Source organism: Burkholderia ubonensis subsp. mesacidophila, assembly GCF_002097715.1.
GTDB classification, from domain to species: domain Bacteria; phylum Pseudomonadota; class Gammaproteobacteria; order Burkholderiales; family Burkholderiaceae; genus Burkholderia; species Burkholderia mesacidophila.
Window position 1 is genome coordinate 183,188 of the sequence record NZ_CP020739.1, and the last position, 19,860, is coordinate 203,047.

The 19,860-nt window shown below is 68.3% G+C and carries 16 protein-coding genes; 11 read left to right on the forward strand and 5 right to left on the reverse strand.

Annotated elements, in window-relative coordinates:
* Nucleotides 1–256 precede the first annotated feature (256 nt).
* The 11 genes from B7P44_RS33160 (at nucleotide 257) to cdd (ending at nucleotide 13,858) form a co-directional block, all read left to right on the forward strand.
* Entirely contained in the window at nucleotides 257–1,537 is a 1,281-nt protein-coding gene (locus tag B7P44_RS33160) for a Zn-dependent hydrolase (RefSeq protein ID WP_084910265.1), read from the forward strand.
* Nucleotides 1,538–1,662: 125 nt separating this feature from the next.
* Nucleotides 1,663–3,000, forward strand: a complete 1,338-nt coding sequence (locus B7P44_RS33165) for an NAD(P)-dependent oxidoreductase (protein ID WP_084910266.1) — start codon at nucleotides 1,663–1,665, stop codon at nucleotides 2,998–3,000.
* A gap of 70 nt (nucleotides 3,001–3,070) precedes the next feature.
* Nucleotides 3,071–4,378: an NAD-dependent dihydropyrimidine dehydrogenase subunit PreA gene (gene preA, locus B7P44_RS33170; RefSeq protein WP_084910267.1), complete on the forward strand. Its 1,308-nt coding sequence runs from the start codon at nucleotides 3,071–3,073 to the stop codon at nucleotides 4,376–4,378.
* Between the two features lie 107 nt (nucleotides 4,379–4,485).
* Complete coding sequence (locus tag B7P44_RS33175) at nucleotides 4,486–5,994, forward strand: NCS1 family nucleobase:cation symporter-1 (RefSeq protein WP_084910268.1); 1,509 nt, start codon at nucleotides 4,486–4,488, stop codon at nucleotides 5,992–5,994.
* Nucleotides 5,995–6,044: 50 nt separating this feature from the next.
* Complete coding sequence (gene hydA, locus B7P44_RS33180) at nucleotides 6,045–7,502, forward strand: dihydropyrimidinase (RefSeq protein WP_084910269.1); 1,458 nt, start codon at nucleotides 6,045–6,047, stop codon at nucleotides 7,500–7,502.
* A 324-nt stretch (nucleotides 7,503–7,826) separates the two neighbouring features.
* Complete coding sequence (locus B7P44_RS33185) at nucleotides 7,827–8,816, forward strand: nucleoside-specific channel-forming protein Tsx (protein ID WP_084910270.1); 990 nt, start codon at nucleotides 7,827–7,829, stop codon at nucleotides 8,814–8,816.
* A gap of 49 nt (nucleotides 8,817–8,865) precedes the next feature.
* Nucleotides 8,866–9,912: a purine-nucleoside phosphorylase gene (locus B7P44_RS33190; protein WP_084910271.1), complete on the forward strand. Its 1,047-nt coding sequence runs from the start codon at nucleotides 8,866–8,868 to the stop codon at nucleotides 9,910–9,912.
* A 103-nt stretch (nucleotides 9,913–10,015) separates the two neighbouring features.
* On the forward strand, nucleotides 10,016–11,269 hold the full coding sequence (locus B7P44_RS33195; RefSeq protein ID WP_084910272.1) for a NupC/NupG family nucleoside CNT transporter: 1,254 nt from the start codon (nucleotides 10,016–10,018) through the stop codon (nucleotides 11,267–11,269).
* 15 nt (nucleotides 11,270–11,284) lie between these two features.
* The gene (gene deoC / locus B7P44_RS33200; RefSeq protein ID WP_084910273.1) at nucleotides 11,285–12,082 is read left to right on the forward strand and encodes a deoxyribose-phosphate aldolase; all 798 of its coding nucleotides are present in this window, start codon (nucleotides 11,285–11,287) and stop codon (nucleotides 12,080–12,082) included.
* An 11-nt stretch (nucleotides 12,083–12,093) separates the two neighbouring features.
* Nucleotides 12,094–13,413, forward strand: coding sequence for a thymidine phosphorylase (gene deoA / locus B7P44_RS33205; protein ID WP_084910274.1), 1,320 nt, complete (start codon nucleotides 12,094–12,096; stop codon nucleotides 13,411–13,413).
* 55 nt (nucleotides 13,414–13,468) lie between these two features.
* Nucleotides 13,469–13,858 carry a cytidine deaminase gene (gene cdd, locus B7P44_RS33210; protein WP_084910275.1) on the forward strand — a complete coding sequence of 130 codons (390 nt, stop codon included), beginning with the start codon at nucleotides 13,469–13,471 and terminating at the stop codon, nucleotides 13,856–13,858.
* Nucleotides 13,859–13,901: 43 nt separating this feature from the next.
* Here cdd and B7P44_RS33215 read toward each other — a convergent pair whose 3' ends face one another.
* The 5 genes from B7P44_RS33215 to B7P44_RS33235 all read right to left on the reverse strand — a co-directional run bounded on the left by B7P44_RS33215 (nucleotide 13,902) and on the right by B7P44_RS33235 (nucleotide 19,643).
* Nucleotides 13,902–15,011 (reverse strand): Rieske 2Fe-2S domain-containing protein, encoded by a 1,110-nt coding sequence (locus tag B7P44_RS33215; protein ID WP_084910276.1) that lies wholly within the window; start codon nucleotides 15,009–15,011, stop codon nucleotides 13,902–13,904.
* A gap of 310 nt (nucleotides 15,012–15,321) precedes the next feature.
* On the reverse strand, nucleotides 15,322–16,065 hold the full coding sequence (gene msrA, locus B7P44_RS33220; protein WP_084910277.1) for a peptide-methionine (S)-S-oxide reductase MsrA: 744 nt from the start codon (nucleotides 16,063–16,065) through the stop codon (nucleotides 15,322–15,324).
* A 52-nt stretch (nucleotides 16,066–16,117) separates the two neighbouring features.
* Entirely contained in the window at nucleotides 16,118–18,004 is a 1,887-nt protein-coding gene (locus tag B7P44_RS33225; RefSeq protein ID WP_084910278.1) for a cytochrome c biogenesis protein DipZ, read from the reverse strand.
* Between the two features lie 31 nt (nucleotides 18,005–18,035).
* Nucleotides 18,036–18,548: a peptide-methionine (R)-S-oxide reductase MsrB gene (msrB, locus tag B7P44_RS33230; protein ID WP_084910279.1), complete on the reverse strand. Its 513-nt coding sequence runs from the start codon at nucleotides 18,546–18,548 to the stop codon at nucleotides 18,036–18,038.
* A gap of 480 nt (nucleotides 18,549–19,028) precedes the next feature.
* Nucleotides 19,029–19,643, reverse strand: coding sequence for a c-type cytochrome (locus B7P44_RS33235; RefSeq protein WP_084910280.1), 615 nt, complete (start codon nucleotides 19,641–19,643; stop codon nucleotides 19,029–19,031).
* Nucleotides 19,644–19,860 lie beyond the last annotated feature (217 nt).

The following is a 19,860-nucleotide window of genomic DNA, read 5'->3' on the forward strand; positions in this document are numbered from 1 at the left end:
TGCGACGCAGTGGCACGCTTCTCGCTACATGTCTTCACGCAAGAAAGACATTGATTTGCCAATGGGATTCGCCTAAAACCTGTCCAATCGGACAGGATTGGACGAGCGGCGGCGGACCCCGGCAAATCGCCCGGTCACTCGTCGGCAGTGAACCGGAAACGTGCACCCTGCGCGTGCGGCCATGCCCCGGAACAGGCCGCGCATGCACCGGCAGCGACTGAATCGACAGCATGACTGATCCAGAGGAGCGACGCGAATGAACGCGGTATCCGAAGCAGCGAAGCGGGCGGCACTCGACCCGTCGATCAAGGTCGACGGCAAGCGTTTGTGGGACAGCCTGATGCAGATGGCGAAGATCGGCGCGACGCCGAAAGGCGGCGTCTGCCGTCTCGCCCTCACCGATCTGGACAAAGCCGGCCGCGACCTGATCGTCAGCTGGGCGAAAGCCGCCGGCTGCACGGTGACGGTCGACCAGATGGGAAACGTGTTCATGCGTCGCGAGGGCCGCGTGCCGGGCGCGCCGCCCGTCGTCACCGGGTCGCATGCGGATTCGCAGCCGACCGGCGGCCGGTTCGATGGCATCTACGGCGTGCTGGGCGGGCTCGAAGTGATTCGCAGTCTTAATGACTACGGGATCGAAACCGAACATCCGGTCGAAGTCGTGATCTGGACCAACGAGGAGGGCTCGCGCTTCGCACCCGCGATGGTCGCGTCGGGCGTGTTCGCCGGCGTGTTCTCGCTCGACTACGGCCTGTCGCGCAAGGACGTCGACGGCAAGACGATCGGCGACGAGCTCGCGCGCATCGGTTATGCGGGCGACGTGCCGTGCGGCGGGCGCCCGCTGCACGCGGCGTTCGAGCTGCATATCGAACAGGGGCCGATTCTCGAAGCGGAGCAGAAGACGATCGGCGTCGTCACCGACGCGCAGGGGCAGCGCTGGTATGAAATCACGCTGACGGGACAGGAGGCGCATGCCGGCCCGACGCCGATGCCGCGCCGCCGCGATGCGCTGCTGGGCGCGTCGCGCGTCGTCGATCTCGTCAACCGGATCGGGCTCGATCACGCGCCGTTCGCGTGCGCGACGGTCGGCATGATGCAGGTCTTTCCGAATTCGCGGAACGTGATCCCGGGGCGGGTGTTCTTCACCGTCGACTTCCGGCATCCGGACGACGCCGTGCTCGCGCAGATGGACGCCGCGCTGCGCGACGGCGTCGCACGCATCGCGGGCGGCATCGGTCTCGACACGCAGCTCGAACAGATCTTCTACTACAAGCCCGTCGCGTTCGATGCAGACTGCGTGACGGCCGTGCGCGCCGCGGCCGAGCGCTTCGGCTATTCGCATCGCGACATCGTGTCGGGCGCGGGCCACGACGCATGCTATCTCGCCCAGGTCGCGCCGACTTCGATGGTGTTCGTGCCGTGCGTCGACGGCATCAGCCACAACGAAATCGAGGACGCGACGCCCGAATGGATCGAGGCAGGCGCGAACGTGTTGCTGCACGCGATGCTGTCGCGCGCGTGCGAATCCGCTTCATGACGACGCAGCCGTAGCCGGCATTCCCGTTATCGACTGACCGCATCGCCCATAAAACCGCCGTCCCGGCTCCGCCTCGGCGCAGCCGGCAGGCACGGCTATGTCCTCACTTTGACGAAGGAACGTGTATGGCCACCCAGCAAACCGGCGACATCGCCGCGCATCGCCTGTCGTCCACGCAACTCTCGTGCGAATTCGCCGATATCTCGCCGCTGCTCGATCCGAGCGCCGCAGCCGCGGCGGCAAGCCGCTGTCACTACTGCTACGACGCGCCGTGTGTGCACGCATGCCCGACGCAGATCGACATCCCCGGCTTCATCCGCAAGATCGGCAACGGCAACTTGAAAGGCGCGGCGACGGACATCCTGTCCGCGAACCCGCTCGGCGGGATGTGCGCGCGCGTATGTCCGACCGAGATCCTGTGCGAAGGCGCATGCGTGCGCAATCACCAGGACGCGCAGCCCGTCGCGATCGGCGCGCTGCAGCGGCACGCGACCGACTGGGCGATGGCGTCGGGCGCCGTAGCGTTCCGGCGTGCGCCCGACACCGGGCGTCACGTCGCGGTGGTTGGCGCAGGGCCGGCCGGGCTCGCATGCGCGCATCGGCTCGCGCTCGCGGGGCACCGCGTCACGCTGCTCGACGCGCATGCGAAAGCGGGCGGGCTCAACGAATACGGCATCGCAGCCTACAAGACCGTCGACGATTTTGCGCAGCGCGAGGTCGACTGGCTGTTGTCGGTGGGCGGCATCGAGCTGAAGACGGGCGTCGCGCTCGGACGCGACGTGACGCTCGACGCGCTGCGCCAGCAGCACGATGCAGTGTTTCTCGCGATCGGGCTCGGTGGCGTGCGGGCCCTGGCGCTCGACGGCGAAGACCTCGCCGGCGTGATGAATGCAGTCGATTTCATCGAGCAGGTGCGGCAGGCCGATGCGCTCGAGAACGTACCGGTTGGACGCCGCGTGGTCGTGATCGGCGGCGGCAATACGGCGGTCGATGCGGCGGTGCAGAGCCGCAAGCTCGGCGCGGCGCGCGTCACGATGGTCTATCGCCGCGGCGTGGAAGCGATGAGCGCGACCTGGGCGGAACGCGAGTTCGCGCAGAAGAGCGGCGTCACGCTCGTCACGCACGCGAAGCCGGTGCGCCTGAGCGGCGTCGACGGGCAGGTGACGGGCGTGGAATTCGAGGCGGCGTCGGGCGAGCGCTTCACGATCGACGCCGACATGGTGCTGAAGGCGATCGGCCAGACCCTAGTGCCGGTCGGCATCGAGCGCGAGCTGCTGACGCTCGACGGTAGCCGGATCGCGGTCGGCGAGGATGGACGAACCACGTTGCCGGATGTCTGGGCGGGCGGCGATTGCGCGGCGACGGGCGGCGTCGACCTGACGGTCCAGGCCGTGCAGGACGGCAAGCGCGCGGCGGCGTCGATCGACGCCGCCCTCGTGCAGCGCGACGCGCAGGCGGCCTGAGCCGGCAGCACGAATACACATCGCCCACCTGATCGATCACGACAACGACCCCACACTCACGGAGCCGAACATGGCCGACCTTCGCTGCACCATCGCGGGCATCACTTCGCCGAATCCCTTCTGGCTCGCGTCCGCGCCGCCGACCGACAAAGCCTACAACGTGAACCGCGCATTCGAAGCGGGCTGGGGCGGCGTCGTCTGGAAGACGCTCGGGCTCGATCCGCACGTCGTCAACGTCAGCTCGCGCTACGGCGCGGTGCAGTGGAACGGCCAGCGCATCGCGGGGCTGAACAACATCGAGCTGATTACCGACCGTCCGCTCGACGTGAACCTGCGCGAGATCGCGCAGGTAAAGCGCGACTGGCCGGACCGCGCGCTGATCGTGTCGCTGATGGTGCCGTGCAACGAACGCGACTGGAAATGGATCCTGCCGCTCGTCGAGGATACGGGTGCCGATGCGGTCGAGCTCAACTTCGGCTGCCCGCACGGGATGAGCGAGCGCGGGATGGGGGCGGCCGTCGGGCAGGTGCCGGAATACGTCGAGATGGTCACGCGCTGGGTCAAGGAAGGCACGAAGCTGCCGTGCCTCGTGAAGCTGACGCCGAACATCAGCGACATCCGGATGGGCTCGCGCGCAGCATACAAGGGCGGGGCGGACGGCGTGTCGCTGATCAACACGATCAACTCGATCGTCGCGGTGGACCTCGACCAGATGGCGCCGATCCCGACGGTCGACGGCAAGGGCACGCACGGTGGCTACTGCGGGCCGGCGGTCAAGCCGATCGCGCTGAACATGGTCGCCGAGATCGCGCGCGATCCGCAAACGCCGCACCTGCCGATCTCCGGCATCGGCGGCATTTCGACGTGGCGCGACGCGGCCGAGTTCATCGTGCTCGGCGCGGGCAGCGTACAGGTGTGCACGGCCGCGATGCATTACGGTTTCCGGATCGTGTCGGATCTCGTGGACGGCCTGTCGAACTGGATGGACGAGAAAGGCTACGCGACGCTCGACGACGTGCGCGGCCGTGCGGTGCCGAACGTCACCGACTGGCAATACCTGAACCTGAACTACGACATCAAGGCGCGCATCGACCAGGATCGCTGCATCCAGTGCGGGCTGTGCCATATCGCGTGCGAGGACACGTCGCACCAGGCGATCACGCGCGAGAAGGACGGCGTGCGCCACTTCGAGGTGATCGACGCGGAATGCGTCGGGTGCAATTTATGCATGCATGTCTGCCCGGTCGAGCAGTGCATCACGATGGAGCGCGTCGATGCGGGCGGCTATGCGAACTGGACCACGCATCCGAACAATCCGGCGCGCGTCGATGCAGGCGCGAGCGCGGCGGCGCCTGCGAAGCACGAGAAGGCTGCCTGACCGGTGTGCGGCGTGCGGGACATGTTCCGCGCGCCGTTTCCGATCCTTCCGGTCCGGCGTCGCGCGCCATGCGGCGCGGGCGTGGATGATTCCGTGGAGCGTTTTCGATGAAGCTGACAGCGAACCCCGCCGATCCCGACGGCGCAGCCGCGCACGGCGGCAGTCTCTATAACGACGACCTCGCGCCGACGACGGCCGCGCAGCGCACGTGGAAGTGGTATCACTTCGCGGCGCTGTGGGTCGGGATGGTGATGAACATCGCGTCGTACATGCTCGCGGCCGGCCTGACCGAGGAGGGCATGTCGCCGTGGCAGGCGGTGCTGACCGTGCTGCTCGGCAACCTGATCGTGCTCGCGCCGATGCTGCTGATCGGCCACGCGGGCGCGAAGCACGGCATCCCGTACGCGGTGCTCGTGCGCTCGTCGTTCGGCACGCAGGGCGCGAAACTGCCGGCGCTGCTGCGCGCGATCGTCGCGTGCGGCTGGTACGGCATCCAGACCTGGCTCGGCGGCAGCGCGATCTACACGCTGCTGAACATCCTGACCGGCAATGCGTTGCACGGCGCCGCGCTGCCGGTCGTCGGCATTTCCGTCGGGCAGCTGGCGTGCTTCCTGGTGTTCTGGGCGCTGCAGCTCTATTTCATCCTGCACGGCACCGATTCGATCCGCTGGCTCGAAAGCTGGTCGGCGCCGATCAAGGTCGTGATGTGCGTCGCGCTCGTCTGGTGGGCGACGTCGAAGGCGGGCGGGTTCGGCTCGATGCTGTCGGCGCCGTCGCAGTTCGCGGCCGGCGGCAGGAAGGCCGGGCTGTTCTGGGCGACGTTCTGGCCGGGATTGACCGCGATGGTCGGCTTCTGGGCGACGCTCGCGCTCAATATTCCGGACTTCACGCGCTTCGCGCATTCGCAGCGCGACCAGGTGATCGGGCAGTCGATCGGGCTGCCGGTGCCGATGGCGCTGCTGTCGGTCGTGTCGGTGGTCGTGACGTCGGCGACCGTCGTGATCTACGGCAAGGCGATCTGGGATCCGATCGACCTGACGAGCCGAATGACGGGCATCGGCGTCGGCATCGCGCTCGTGATCCTCACGCTCGACACGATGTGCTGCAACCTCGCCGCGAATCTCGTCGGTCCTGCTTACGATTTCTCCAGCCTGTGGCCGAAGCGGATCTCGTATCGCACGGGCGGCCTGATCACCGCGACGATCGCGATCGTGATGATGCCGTGGAAGATCCTCGCGACGACCGACGGCTACATCTTCACGTGGCTGGTCGGCTATTCGGCGCTGCTCGGGCCGGTCGCGGGCATCCTGATGGTCGACTACTTCCTGATCCGCGGCACGCAGCTCGATACGCGCGCGCTGTTCGACGAGAACGGCCGCTTCAGCTACGCGCGCGGCTGGAACCCCGCGGCGCTCGCCGCACTGGCGGTCGGCGTGCTGCCGAACCTGCCGGGCTTCCTGCATACGGCGTTTCCCGCATCGTTTCCGAACGTGCCGGCGTTCTTCAACACGCTCTACACCTATGCCTGGTTCGTCGGCCTCGTGCTGGCGTCGGCTGTTTACGGGGCGTGGATGAAATGGCGTACCGGGCAAAGCGCGCAAGTCGCGAGCGCGTAAGCGTCGCCGTGCGTGGCTCGAACACTGTCAGTCAACGAGGAGGCAGCAACATGGCAACCCTGATTCGCGGCGGCACAGTCGTCGATGCGGACCGCACGTATCGCGCGGACATCCTGTGCGCCGACCCGCAGGACGGCGGCACGATCCTGCAGATCGCGGCGCAGATCGACGCGCCGGCCGGCGCGACGATCGTCGACGCGCACGGCCAATACGTGATGCCGGGCGGCATCGATCCGCATACGCACATGGAGCTGCCGTTCATGGGCACGACGGCGAGCGACGATTTCTTCACCGGCACCGCCGCGGGGCTCGCGGGCGGGACGACGAGCATCATCGATTTCGTGATCCCGAGCCCGAAGCAGCCGCTGATGGACGCGTTCCGCGAATGGCGCGGCTGGGCGGAGAAGGCGGCGGCCGACTACGGCTTCCACGTCGCGGTGACGTGGTGGGACGAGACCGTGCACCGCGACATGGGCACGCTCGTCCACGATCACGGCGTGTCGAGCTTCAAGCACTTCATGGCGTACAAGAACGCGATCATGGCCGACGACGAGATCCTCGTGAACAGCTTCTCGCGTTCGCTCGAGCTCGGCGCGCTGCCGACCGTGCACGCGGAAAACGGCGAGCTCGTGTTCCGCCTGCAGCAGGCGCTGCTCGCGCGCGGGATGACCGGGCCGGAAGCGCATCCGCTGTCGCGCCCGCCGGAAGTGGAGGGCGAGGCCGCGAACCGCGCAATCCGCATCGCGCAGGTGCTCGGTGTGCCGGTGTACATCGTCCACGTGTCGTCGAAGGACGCCGTGGACGCGATCGCGCGCGCGCGCATCGAAGGCCTGCGGGTGTTTGGTGAAGTGCTGCCGGGCCATCTCGTGATCGACGAAGCCGTCTACCGCGATCCGGACTGGACGCGCGCGGCGGCCCACGTGATGAGCCCGCCGTTCCGCTCGGCCGGGCATCGCGAGGCGCTGTGGCGCGGGCTGCAGTCCGGGCAGCTGCATACGACGGCGACCGATCACTGCGTGTTCTGCGCGTCGCAGAAGGCGATGGGCCGCGACGATTTCACGAAGATCCCGAACGGCTGCGGCGGCGTCGAGGACCGGATGTCGGTGCTGTGGCATCACGGCGTGAATCACGGGCGTATCACGCCGAACGAGTTCGTGCGGATCACGTCGACGAACGCCGCGCAGATCTTCAACCTGTACCCGCGCAAGGGGGCGGTGCAGGAGGGGGCGGACGCCGATCTGGTCGTGTGGGATCCCGCCGCGACGAAGACGATCTCGGTCAACACGCATCATCAGAAGGTGGACTTCAATGTGTTCGAAGGGATGACGGTGCAGGGCGTCGCGACGCATACGCTGACGCGCGGCGCGCTGGCGTGGGCGGACGGCGAGCTGCGCGCGGTGCGCGGCGCCGGGCGCTATCTGAAGCGGCCGCCGGCTGCCGCCTACTACGACGCGGCGCGGCTCGCGAACCGGCTCAGGGAGCCGCATCCCGTCGAGCGAAACCGCTGAGCCTCGCGCGCGGCTTCGCTGTCGTGCGGTGCCGCCGGGCCGGAACAGTGCCACGATCCCGGCGGCGCGCACGGCGGCGGCCGGATGCCGCGCGCGCCGCAACCTGTCCGAACGGTCAATATATGGCACGGGTTGTGCTTGATCCCTCCCGTTTCATCCGCAGGACACGCCTGAAGCTGACTGATTGGTCAACATCGATGCGCGTGCGCACCTGAAGCAGGCGGCGCGCTCGATTGTGGGGCAACCGGAACGCGGGGCGGCCCATGCTCGACGAGAGGCGCGTCGAGCCTTCGACAACAACAATACGGACGCAGGATCAGGCGCATGTGCATAGAAGAACTGAATAACGAGTCAAGAGGTGAAAGGCATTCGACATACCCGGCGGCGCGCATCGGCCTCGCGCTGCTGACCCTGGCGGCCGGCATGCTGGCCGCGACGCCGGCGCGGGCCGAGTCGCCGCCGGGCGCGCCGCTGCTCGCCGAGAGCGGCGCGGTCGTGCCGAACCCGCCGCCGCCGCCCGCGCCGTCGCCGTACCTGTCGACGTGGTTTCACCAGAGCCTCGGCGTGATCGGGTCGAAGAACATCCGTTTCGGGCCGCACCGGACCAACGACGTGTACCTGGAATACGAGTACTTCGGCCGGAAGGGCCCGTTCGACCTGTACGGCTACGTGGACGTGCCGCGCGTGTTCGGCGTCGGCAACGGCTATGACACCGGCGTCACGAACAAGGGATCGCCGCTCTTCAGCGAACAGGAGCCGCGCGTGTCGATCGACGATCTCGTCGGCCGCCGCCTCGGCTTCGGTCCGTTCAAGGAGTGGTATGTGGCGTTCGACTGGATCTACGACCAGGGGCACAACACGGCGGGACGCCAGAACACGCTGTATGCGGGCTTCGGCACCGACATCGACACGCATACGAAGCTGCTGCTGTCCGCGAACCTGTACGTGCGCCGGCAGTGGGAGAACTACGGCGCCGCCAACCAGAACTCGTGGGACGGCTACCGCGCGCAGATGAAGTACATCTACCCGATCGGCACGTTCAACGGCGGCAATCTGACCTACGTCGGCTTCTTCAACTACGACTTCGGCTCGAAGCTGCGCGAGCGGTCGGGCGGCGACGCGCGCACCGACACCGCGTTCGTCTCGACGAACGTGCTGATCTATTCGTTCAAGCATTGGCGGTTCTGGACCGCGGCCCGCTACTTCCATAACGGCGGCCAGTGGAACGGCACCGAGCTGAACTTCGGCGACGGGCCGTTCCAGAACCGCTCGACCGGCTGGGGCTATTACGCGAGCGTTGGCTACCAGTTCTGACGCCCGACGCCATCACGAGAACCAAAGAACGCTTCACGCGAGGATTTTCATGATCAAGAAGAGAGTGCTTCAACTGCTTGCCGTGCTGGCGCTGGCGGGCACGTTCGCGAACGGTGCGCATGCGGCAGGCGACGGCGCGCGACGGCCGCGCCCGGTCAAGGTGCTGATCGTCACGATGTTCGGGCCGGAAGGCAAGGCATGGCTCGATCGTCTCGGGCCGCTGCAGCGGATCGCGGTGCCGGGCCTGTCGCCCGACTATCCGGCCGTGAGCTGCACGCGCGACGACGTCTGCGTGCTGACGACCGGGATGGGCCACGCGAACGCGGCGGCCTCGATGGCTGCGCTGGTCTACTCGCGCCGGTTCGACCTGCGCCGGACCTACTTCCTCGTCACCGGCATCGCCGGCATCGATCCCGCGCAGGGCACGCTCGGCTCGGCGGCGTGGGCCCGCTACCTGGTCGACTTCGGCATCCAGTGGGAACTGGATGCGCGCGAGATTCCGGCCGGCTGGAAGTCGGGCTATCTCGGCATCAACACGAAGAGCGAAACCGACAAGCCGCCGCTCGACTACCGGACCGAAGTCTTCCAGCTGAACGAGGCGCTGCTGCAGAAGGCGCTCGCGCTGTCGCGCGGCGTGACGCTGCACGACAGCAAGGAGGCGGCCGCCTATCGCGCGAAGTATCCCGATGCGCCGGCCAACCAGCGCCCGGCCGTGATCCAGTGCGACACGCTGGCGGGCGACACGTGGTTCTCCGGCACCAAGCTCGGCGAGCGCGCCAGCGAATGGACGCGCCTGTTGACCGACGGCAAGGGGGTGTACTGCACGACGCAGCAGGAAGACAATGCGACGTTCGAGGTGATCAAGCGCGCGGCGGCGGCGGGGCTGGCCGATCCGCAGCGCGTGGCCGTGCTGCGCTCGGGCTCGGATTTCGACCGTCCGCCGCCCGGCGGCTCGGACGTCGACAACCTGCTCGACTATCAGAGCCAGGGCGGGTTCGTGCCGGCGCTCGACAATCTCTATCTCGCCGGTTCGCCGCTCGTCAACGCGATCGTGAAGGATTGGGCACACTGGCAGCACGGCGTACCGGCCGAGTGACGGCGGCCATGCGCGTTACACCGGCCCGCGCCGGATGCGGCGCGGGCATTTGACGGGCTCGCTCCCGGCGAGCACGTTCCAACAATGAGAGAGGGGGCACCACGTGGATATTCTGCGCAGTCTGTCGGGCATGCTGTTCCTGCTGTTGATCGCTTATCTGCTGTCGAACAACCGGCGCGCGGTGCGCGGCCGCACGATGATCGCAGCACTCCTCACGCAGCTCGCGATCGGCGCGCTCGTGCTGTTCGTGCCGGTGGGCCGCGCGGCGCTCGCGACGGCCGCGAACGGCGTCAACCGCGTGCTCGACATGGGCAACCACGGCATCGCGTTCGTGTTCGGCGGGCTGGTCGACAACCGGATGTTCCAGCTGTTCGGCGACGGCGGCTTCGTGTTCGGGCTGCGCGTGCTGCCGATGATCATTTTCGTCACCGCGCTGATCGCGGTGCTGTACTACCTCGGCGTGATGAAATGGATCGTCGCGATCCTTGGAGCTGCGCTGGCGAAGCTGCTCGGCGTGAGCCGGATCGAAGCGTGCTCGGCCGTCGCGACGATCTTTCTCGGGCAGAGCGAGATGCCGGCGCTCGTGAAGCCGTTCGTGAAGCAGATGACGAGCGCGGAGATCTTCACGGTGATGGCAAGCGGCATGGCGTCGATTGCGGGCTCCGTGCTGGTCGGCTATGCTGGCCTCGGCGTAAAAATGGAGTACCTGCTCGCCGCGTCGTTCATGGCCGTGCCGGGCGGGCTGCTGTTCGGCAAGCTGCTGTTCCCGACCGTCGAGCCGAGCCGCATCGTCGTCGAGGGGCTCGACTTCGATGACAAGCGCGCCGCCAACGTGATCGAGGCGGCCGCGTCCGGCGCGTCCGTGGGCTTGCGGATCGCGATCAACGTCGGCGCGATGCTGATCGCGTTCGTCGGGCTGATCGCGCTGATGAACCTGATCGTGAGCGGCGCGGCGGCGCTGGCCGGCTTTCCGCACGTCACGCTGCCGGGCCTGCTCGGCCGCGTGTTCGCGCCGCTCGCGTGGATGATCGGCGTGCCGTGGCATGATGCGGTGCTGGCCGGCAACTTCATCGGCGAGAAGCTGATCTTCAACGAGTTCGTCGCGTACGGCGACCTGTCGCCGTACCTGAAGAGCGGCGCGGCGGCGCTCGATCCGAAGACGATCGCGATCGTGTCGTTCGCGCTGTGCGGCTTCGCGAACTTCTCGTCGATCGCGATCCTCGCGGGCGGCTTCAGCGCGGTCGCGCCGGAACGCCGCTCGGAGGTGGCCCGGCACGGCCTGCGCGCGCTGACGGCCGCGACGCTGTCGAACCTGATGAGCGCCGCGATCGCCGGCCTGTTCTTTTCCCTGCATTGAGCGAGATTTGCCCGCATGAAGGCTTCCCCCACCGACCCTGTGTCACGCAACCTGCTGGCCGAGGCGGCGCTCAAGGCGCTGCATCTCGTCGATCTGACGTCGCTGAACGACGACGACACCGACGCCCGGATCGACGCGCTGGCCGCATCGGCCGACACGCCGGTCGGCACGCCCGCGGCGCTGTGCGTGTATCCGCGCTTCGTTGCAACCGCACGCGCCGCGCTGGCGGCGCGCGGCCTCGCGCTGCCGATCGCCACCGTGACGAACTTCCCGTCCGGCGACCTGCCGCCCGACGCGGCGGCGCGCGAAACCGCCGACGCCGCCGCGCTCGGCGCGGACGAGATCGACGTCGTGTTTCCGTATCGCGCGCTGCTCGCGGGCGATGCGCAAATCGGCCGCGAGCTGGTCGCGCAATGCCGCGCGGCCGCGGCCGGCAAGTGCCTGAAGGTGATCATCGAATCGGGCGAGCTGCGCGAGCCGGCGCTGATCCGGCAGGCGAGCGAGATCGCGATCGAGGCCGGCGCGGATTTCATCAAGACGTCGACGGGGAAGGTGCCCGTCAACGCGACGCTCGACGCGGCCGCGATCATGCTCGGCACGATCCGCGAGTCGGGGCGCGCGGTGGGCTTCAAGGCGGCGGGAGGCGTGCGCACAGCCGATGAGGCGGCCGCCTATCTCACGCTCGCCGAACAGGTGTTCGGGCCGGGCTGGGCGACGCCCGCGACGTTCCGCTTCGGCGCGTCGAGCCTGCTCGCGAATCTGCTTGCCGTGCTCGGCCATGGCGCCGGCGCGGTCCGGCCATCTTCCTATTGAGGAGTTCGACGATGTTTTTGCCGCAGGAATTCATTCGCAAGAAGCGCGACCGCCAGCCGCTCGGCCGCGAGGACATTGCCGCGTTCGTGCGCGGCGTGACCGACGGGAGCGTCACCGAAGGCCAGGTCGCGGCCTTTGCGATGGCCGTGTATTTCAACGACCTGAGCGTCGACGAGCGCGTCGCGCTGACGCTCGCGCAGCGCGATTCGGGCGAGGTGCTCGACTGGCGCGGGCTCGACCTGGGCGGGCCCGTGATCGACAAGCATTCGACGGGCGGCGTCGGCGACGTCGTGTCGCTGATGCTCGGCCCGATGGTCGCCGCGTGCGGCGGCTTCGTGCCGATGATTTCCGGGCGCGGGCTCGGCCATACCGGCGGCACGCTCGACAAGCTGAGCGCGATTCCCGGCTACGACGTCACGCCGGACACGCAGGCGTTTCGCCGCACGGTGCGCGACGTCGGCGTCGCGATCATCGGCCAGACTGCGCAGCTCGCGCCGGCGGACAAGCGGATCTACGCGACGCGCGACATCACGGCGACCGTCGAGTCGGTCGCGATGATCACCGCGTCGATCCTGTCGAAGAAGCTCGCGGCGGGGCTCGACGGCCTCGTGATGGACGTGAAGGTCGGCTCCGGCGCGTTCATGCCGACCGTCGAGAAATCGGTCGAGCTGGCGCGCAGCATCGTCGACGTCGGCAACGGCGCGGGGATGAAGACGACCGCGATCCTCACCGACATGAACCAGTCGCTCGCGCCGTGCGCGGGCAATGCGATCGAGGTCGCGTGCGCGATCGACTACCTGACCGGCAAGTCGCGGCCGGCGCGGCTGCATGAGGTGACGATGGCGCTGTCGGCGCAGTTGCTCGTCACCGGCGGGCTGGCGGGAGACGCCGCGCGTGCGCACGCGATGCTGCAGCAGGCGCTGGATTCGGGCGCGGCCGCGGAGCGCTTCGCGAAGATGATCGCGATGCTGGGCGGCCCGGCGGACCTGATCGACGCGCCCGCGCGTCACCTCGCGCGGGCCGCCGTGACCGTGCCGGTGCCGGCGCGCACGAGCGGCGTGGTGCAGCGGGTCGATTGCCGTGCGCTCGGGCTGGTGGTCGTCGCGCTCGGCGGCGGCCGCACCCGCGCGGAAGACGCGATCGATTACGGCGTCGGGCTGTCGGCGCTGGCGGAGCTCGGCCAGCGCGTGGCGGCCGGCGAGCCGCTCGGCTTCGTGCATGCGCGCGACGCGGACGCCGCCGCGCGCGCGGTCGCCGAGGTCCAGCGGATCTACACGGTGGGTGACGCCAGCGAGGCGCCGCCGCCGACGATCCATCAGTGGGTCGACTGATGCGCGCGGCATCGTATCCACCCACACTACTTCCATCACTCGAGGCGTCGTCGCAATGGAACGAGACAAACTGATCGAACAGGCCAAGGCGGCGCGCGAACGCGCGTACGCACCGTATTCGCGCTTCAAGGTCGGCGCGGCGCTGGAAGCGCGCGACGGCACGGTCTTTCACGGCTGCAACGTCGAAAACGCGTCGTACGGGTTGTGCAACTGCGCGGAACGCACGGCGCTCTTTGCCGCGATCGCGGCCGGCTATCGTCCGGGCGATTTCGCGCGGCTGGCGGTCGTGGCCGACACGGATGACCCGGTCGCGCCGTGCGGCGCGTGCCGTCAGGTGATCGTCGAAATCGGCGCGCCCGACATCGAGGTGATCTTGGGCAACCTGAAGGGCGATATCGAGGTGACCAACGCGCAAACGCTGCTGCCGGGCGCGTTTCGTCTGTAGCGAATGCATGTGGCGCACCGTGGCGCCGCATGCATTCGTGGTATCAGGCGCCTTCGCTCGCGTTGTGGATCGGGATCACCGCGCGGCCGCCGCACTGGCGCAGCAGGTCGCGCAATTCGTTGATGACCGGAAACACCTCGTGGTTCCAGTCGGCGCGCTGCGCGTCGTGCGCCGCCTGCTCGAGCTCGACGATCCAGCGGTCTTCCTTGAAGATGCGTTCGGTGAACCACACGAGCAGCGGCCACGCGAGGTCCAGCGCGAACGGGATGCCGGGCTTGCGGATCGACAGCAGGCCGAACGTGCGGTTGGTGCGCTGCGCCGCGTCGAGCGGCACGTAGACGATCCACAGGTCCATCACCAGCGTGCCTTCGCTCGAGAGGATCCGCAGCGTCTGGTACGGATAGCCGGTGCGGACCGTCATCACGCTCTTGTCGGTCTGGTCGCCGGCCTTCCTGCTGGCGCCGAACACGAGCGCCTCGCCGACGGGCTGCTTGCCCTCCGTCCGCGCGAACGTATAGTCGACCTCGACCCAGTCCTCGCCGCGGCGGCGGCCCACGGAACGCGCGCGCATCTGCCCCATCTGCCGCCGATGCAGGAACTGGTGGTTCATGTCCATCAGGTTCTCGTGCATGAACGAGTAGTGGCATTTGACCTCGCGGCCGAAGCGGCGCGTCTTGTACGCGCTGTCCGCGACCGACGGCAGCTCGGGCAGCGGCCGCTCGCCGGCCAGCGCCGCGTCGCCGGGAAACACGAAGATCAGGCCGTGCACCTCGCGGCACGGATACGCGCGCACGCCGTTCGGCAGGCGCTCGCGGCCGAGGTAGGGCACGTCGATGCAGCGCCCGGTGCAGTCGTAGGTCCAGCCGTGATAGCAGCAGCGGATCGATTCGCCGGTCACGACGCCCGCGTGCAGCGGCACCTGCCGGTGCGCGCAACGGTCCTCGAGCGCGAAGACCGCGCCGGACGCGGTGCGCACCAGCACGATCGGATCGCCGGCAAAGCGCACGCCGAGCGTGCCGCCGCGCTTGACCTCGCGCGACCAGGCGAGCGGATACCAGTGATCGGGGTGAATCGGCACGCGCCGCAGGTCGCGCGTCTGCGCGCCGGCGGGCGGTTCGACAGGATTGCTGTCCAGCAAAGGCGCAATACGCATGCTTGACGTCTCCTTCCGGGGCGGGAGCGGCGACCGCCGCCGAACGCGAGCGGCCGCCGTGATCCAGTCTACGCGAAGTTGGCCGGGGGGAGCCGGCCTTGCGCGGCAGGGCTAGGGTTGTTCTCTACGAATCCGTGCCTGCAGGAGGGGGATGCGGCGGTGCGACGGGCGCCGAAGTTCGACGTGATTGCGTGCGATGGAATCCGCGGCAACGCGCAACGATCCGCGTGGCACGACGACGTGCCCGAAGCGGATCGTTGCGCGCGCCTCGATCTCGATGGCGGCGGCCGGCGGCGCGCGCCTGACGCGGTCAGAGTCGCGTCTGCCGCCACAGCACCGCGTCGGACCGGTAGATCGACGGGAACAGCTGCTTCAGCCCGGCGACTTTCGGCAGGTCGTTGATCGCGATGTACGGCGCGTCCGGGTGCAGCTCCAGATAGTTCTGGTGATAGGTCTCGGCGGGATAGAACCCGTTGAACGGCTCGACGCGCGTGACGATCGGCGCGGGGAACACGTGCGCGTTGCCGAGCTGCGCGATGTACGCGTTCGCGACCGCGCGTTGCTGCGCGTTGGTCGGGAAGATCGCCGACCGGTACTGCGTGCCGTCGTCGGGGCCCTGGCGGTTGAGCTCGGTCGGGTCGTGCACGACCGAGAAGAAGATCTGCAGCAGCCGCCCATAGGTGATCTGCGCGGGATCGTAGACTATGCTGACCGATTCCGCATGACCGGTCAGCCCGGTGCCGACGAGCGTGTAGTGCGCGGTGGCCGCCATGCCGCCCGCGTAGCCGGCCGTGACCTGCTTCACGCCCTTCACGTGTTCGAACACGCCCTGCACGCCCCAGAAGCAGCCGCCGGCGAAGACGGCCGTCTCGTTGTGCGATGCAGCGGGCGTTTCGTCGAGCGCAGGCGCCGGCATGGCGGCGACCGGTTCGGCGGAGTTGACGATGCCTTGATAGCCGAACGCGGCCGCGGCGGCGACTGCGAGAACGGCGAGGCGATGCCGGACGACGGCCCCGCGTCGCGGGGGCGAGTGGCGCGATGATGTCGTGTTCACGATGTACTCCTGTGCAAGACCGGATGAAGCGCTACCGGGTGTCCGCCGGCGCTCAGCCGAACGTGAACGAATACGCGCGCACGCCCGGGTCGAGAAACTCGATCGAGAACGTGCGATCCGCGATCGGGCCGGACTGGCGGACGAGCTGATACAGCCGCTGTCCGGTCACGGTGCCGTAGCCGTGCGCGTCCACGTCCGCGCCGTGCGCGTCGCCGGGCGCCGCGCCGTCGAGCGTGACCCGGAAGCGCACCGGCCGGCCGTTCGCGTCGGGCCCGAGCACGAGGTGCAGGTCGCGCGCATGAAAGCGGTAGACGATCCGGCCGGCCGGCGCCGCGAGCGCCGCGTCCTCCGCGCCCACCTTCCACGTGCCGGCGAGGCCCCAGTCGTTCAGGCCGGGCCGGGCCGGCGCGTCGTAGCGATGCGCGGCGTCGCGCACCACGCCGCCGGGCGACGCGAAATCGTCTGCGCGCGCATAGCCGACGTAGGTTTCGGGCGACCGGACGTCCGCGTTGTCGGCGGCGGCCTGCGCGCCTTGCGCGGGCGCGCCCGCAAGCCCGACCGGCACCTTCAGCGCGTCGGGATGCCCCGCTTCGGCGAGCAGCGCCTGGATCGCGCGCTCCGATTCCGCGTATTCGCCTTCGCCGAAGTGGTGGCGGCGGATCCGGCCCTGCGCGTCGACGAAGTAGTGCGCCGGCCAGTATTCGTTGCCGAACGCGCGCCAGATTGCATAGTTGTTGTCGATCGCGACCGGATAGCGGATGCCGAGATCGTGGACGGCCTTGCGGACGTTGCCGATGTCGCGCTCGAACGCGAATTCCGGCGCGTGCACGCCGATCACGACGAGCCCGTACGGCGCGTACTTGCGTGCCCACGCATTGAGGTACGGCAGCGTGCGCAGGCAGTTGATGCACGAATAGGTCCAGAAGTCGACGAGCACGACCTTACCGCGCAGGCTGGCGGTCGTGAGCGGCGGCGAGTTCAGCCACTGCACCGCGCCGTCGAGCGACGGCAGCGTGCCTTCGACCGGCAGCGCGGCCGGTGCGGCGGCGGCGGCGCGCATCGCCTGCGTGGCTGGTTGCGGTGACGCGTCCGCGGCCCGCATCATCGCGCCGTCCGGCTGCGTGGGCGTGCCTGCGGCGGCCATGACGCCAGTCGTCGCGCCGCCTGCGGCGCCCGTCGCGGCTGGCGGCGGTTGCGCGGCCGAGCCGCGTCCACGTCCGGTGAGGCGGTCGACGAGCTTCGTCTCGAGCCCGCCCGTGGTGACCGTCGACAACTGCGCGAGCGCGCCGGTATCGAGGCCGAGCGCGATCGCGCCGACCCCGGCCAGCAGCGCGGCGCCGATCCCGCGCTTGATCCATTCGCCCGCGCCGAGCGAGCGCTTCATCGCGACGAACACCTTGCCGCCGATCACGAGCGCGACGCTGAGCGACGTCGCCGCGCCGGCCGCATACGCGACCAGCAGCAGCGTCGTGCCGACGTTCGCGCCGTGCAGCGCGGCGCCGGTCAGCACGAGCCCGAGGATCGGCCCGGCGCACGGGGCCCACAACAGGCCGGTCGCGATGCCGAGCAGGAACGACGAGCCGGGGCCGGCCGGGCGGCCGTCGCGCTGCGCGAGCCCGGTGAGCCGGTTGCCGGCGGCGACGAGCGGGCGGGTCAGGTGTTCCGCGAGCCGCGGCAGCAGCAGCGTCAGGCCGAACACCGCGAGCAGCGCGAGGGCGGCCCAGCGGCCGGCCTGGTTGGCCTGCGCGGCCCAGCCGCCGCCGACGGCGGCCAGCGTCGCGACGATGGCGAACGTGAGCGCCATGCCGACGAGGAGCGGCAGGCCGGTGCGCGTGAACGGCTGGTCGGCGCGCGCGAACACGAACGGCAGCACGGGCAGGATGCACGGGCTCAGGATCGTGAGCACGCCGCCGAGATAGGCGAGGACGATGAGCAGCATGGGGCAGTCTCCGGGAGGTGTCGGGGCGGGATCAGGCCGAAGCCGGGTGGAACGCGAGTGCGAGGCCGTTCATGCAGTAGCGCAGCCCGGTCGGCTTCGGCCCGTCGTCGAACACGTGGCCGAGGTGGCCGCCGCAGCGGCGGCACAGCACTTCGGTGCGGATCATTCCGAACGACAGGTCGGTTTTCGTGATGACCGCGTGATCGAGCGGCGCCCAGAAGCTCGGCCAGCCGGTATGGCTGTCGAACTTCGTCGTCGACGAGAACAGCGGGAGCTGGCAGCCCGCGCACGCGAACGTGCCGCGCCGGTGCTCGTCGTTCAGCGGGCTGCTGTACGGCGGCTCGGTGCCGGCTTCGCGCAGGATGTCGTACTGGGCGGGCGTCAGCAGCCGATGCCATTCGGCGTCGCTGCGGGTGACTTCGAAGCCGCCGGCCGGGGCGGCGACGGCGCTGCGCAACAGTGTGCGGCGGCCCGCGGAGGTCAGCGCGGCGAGCGCCGCGAGACCGGTGGCGCCGGCGAACAGAAAGCGTCTGCGGGTGTGCATGGTGGGCTCCTGGGTGCAGGTCCTGGAAACATGCGCACAGCGTAGGGACGGGCCGGTACCGAAGTCCTCACGGAAAGTTAAAAGATTTGTGATGGTTGTCTGGGTGGTGCGTCGAGGTGCGCTGGAATCCGTCTGGTGAATTCTGGGTTGAACCAGTCCGTTTTCCGGGAGGTGGGGTATGAATTCGTGCTGATGCTGGCCGTTTTCGCCGTGCAGGTTGCCATCGAAGTCACGTAGGTCATTTGTTCCACAGGATCCGATCCGAATCTGCTGGAGGTGGCCGCCGGTGAGCGCATTGCGCATCTGAATTATCTGCTGCATCGGCGCGAAGCCGAGATGAAACGCGATAACGGCGGCATCGCCTGGTACCGCATGAAATGACGCAGCGCGGAGCGTATCTGTGCCAATGGCAACATGCCGGAATCTCTCAACTGGCTCGAATTGCGGTGACCTTGATCCTTGTAGGGATCGTCGCCGACACTACTGCGATTCGAGCCATGTGGCGACCGCTTTGGCGTCGTCGGAATCCAGTGTGTGAGCAACGGCCGTCATGACGGGGGCATTGGCGCGCGTCCCGTTCTTGAAGAACTCGATCTGCCGAAGCAAGTAGTTTTGGTGTTGTCCTGCAAGCCGTGGAAATATGCCGGCACCCTGGCCTTGCGGGCCGTGGCACGACGCGCATGCCGGGGTTCCCCGGTCCGGGGCGCCATGCTCGAAAATATCCTTCCCTCTCGCCATCAGCGTGGCGTCGCCTGCCTTGCCATGCACCGGTTCCTGATGCGAGTAATAGTCGGCAAGCGATGCGATCGTCACATCGTCGAGTCGCGACGCGATACCCCACATATACGCGCGCGCATGCGTCTCGCCTCGCGTGTGCTCGCGGAAGCCCTTGAGCTGCATGGTGAGATATTCCGGTGTCTGAGCGCTCAAGCGCGGGAACATGGGTGATTCGCTGTGTCCGTGAGCACCGTGGCAAGTGGCACAGAGCTGCTGGGCGAGACGCTCTCCGTCCTCAGCGCGAGCAAGCGACGGGAAGCTGCCGATCGCGATGACGATCGGTAGCAGTGACAACGGCAAGAGAAGCATCTTTTTCATCCTTCCTTGCTGCCGGTCGAACTGCGGTGCAACCACACGATAGGCATCGGTCACTTGCTTTGACATCGATGTCTTCCATAGCTGGCTAATGCCTGCGTCGCGATGATGAATACAGTGTGAGAGTGCTGGAAGACGGTAGCCTTGATTCAAGTCAAATGCGAAAATTTTTCGACGTCCTTGACGTCCTTGACGTCCTTGACGTCCTTGACGTCCGGGG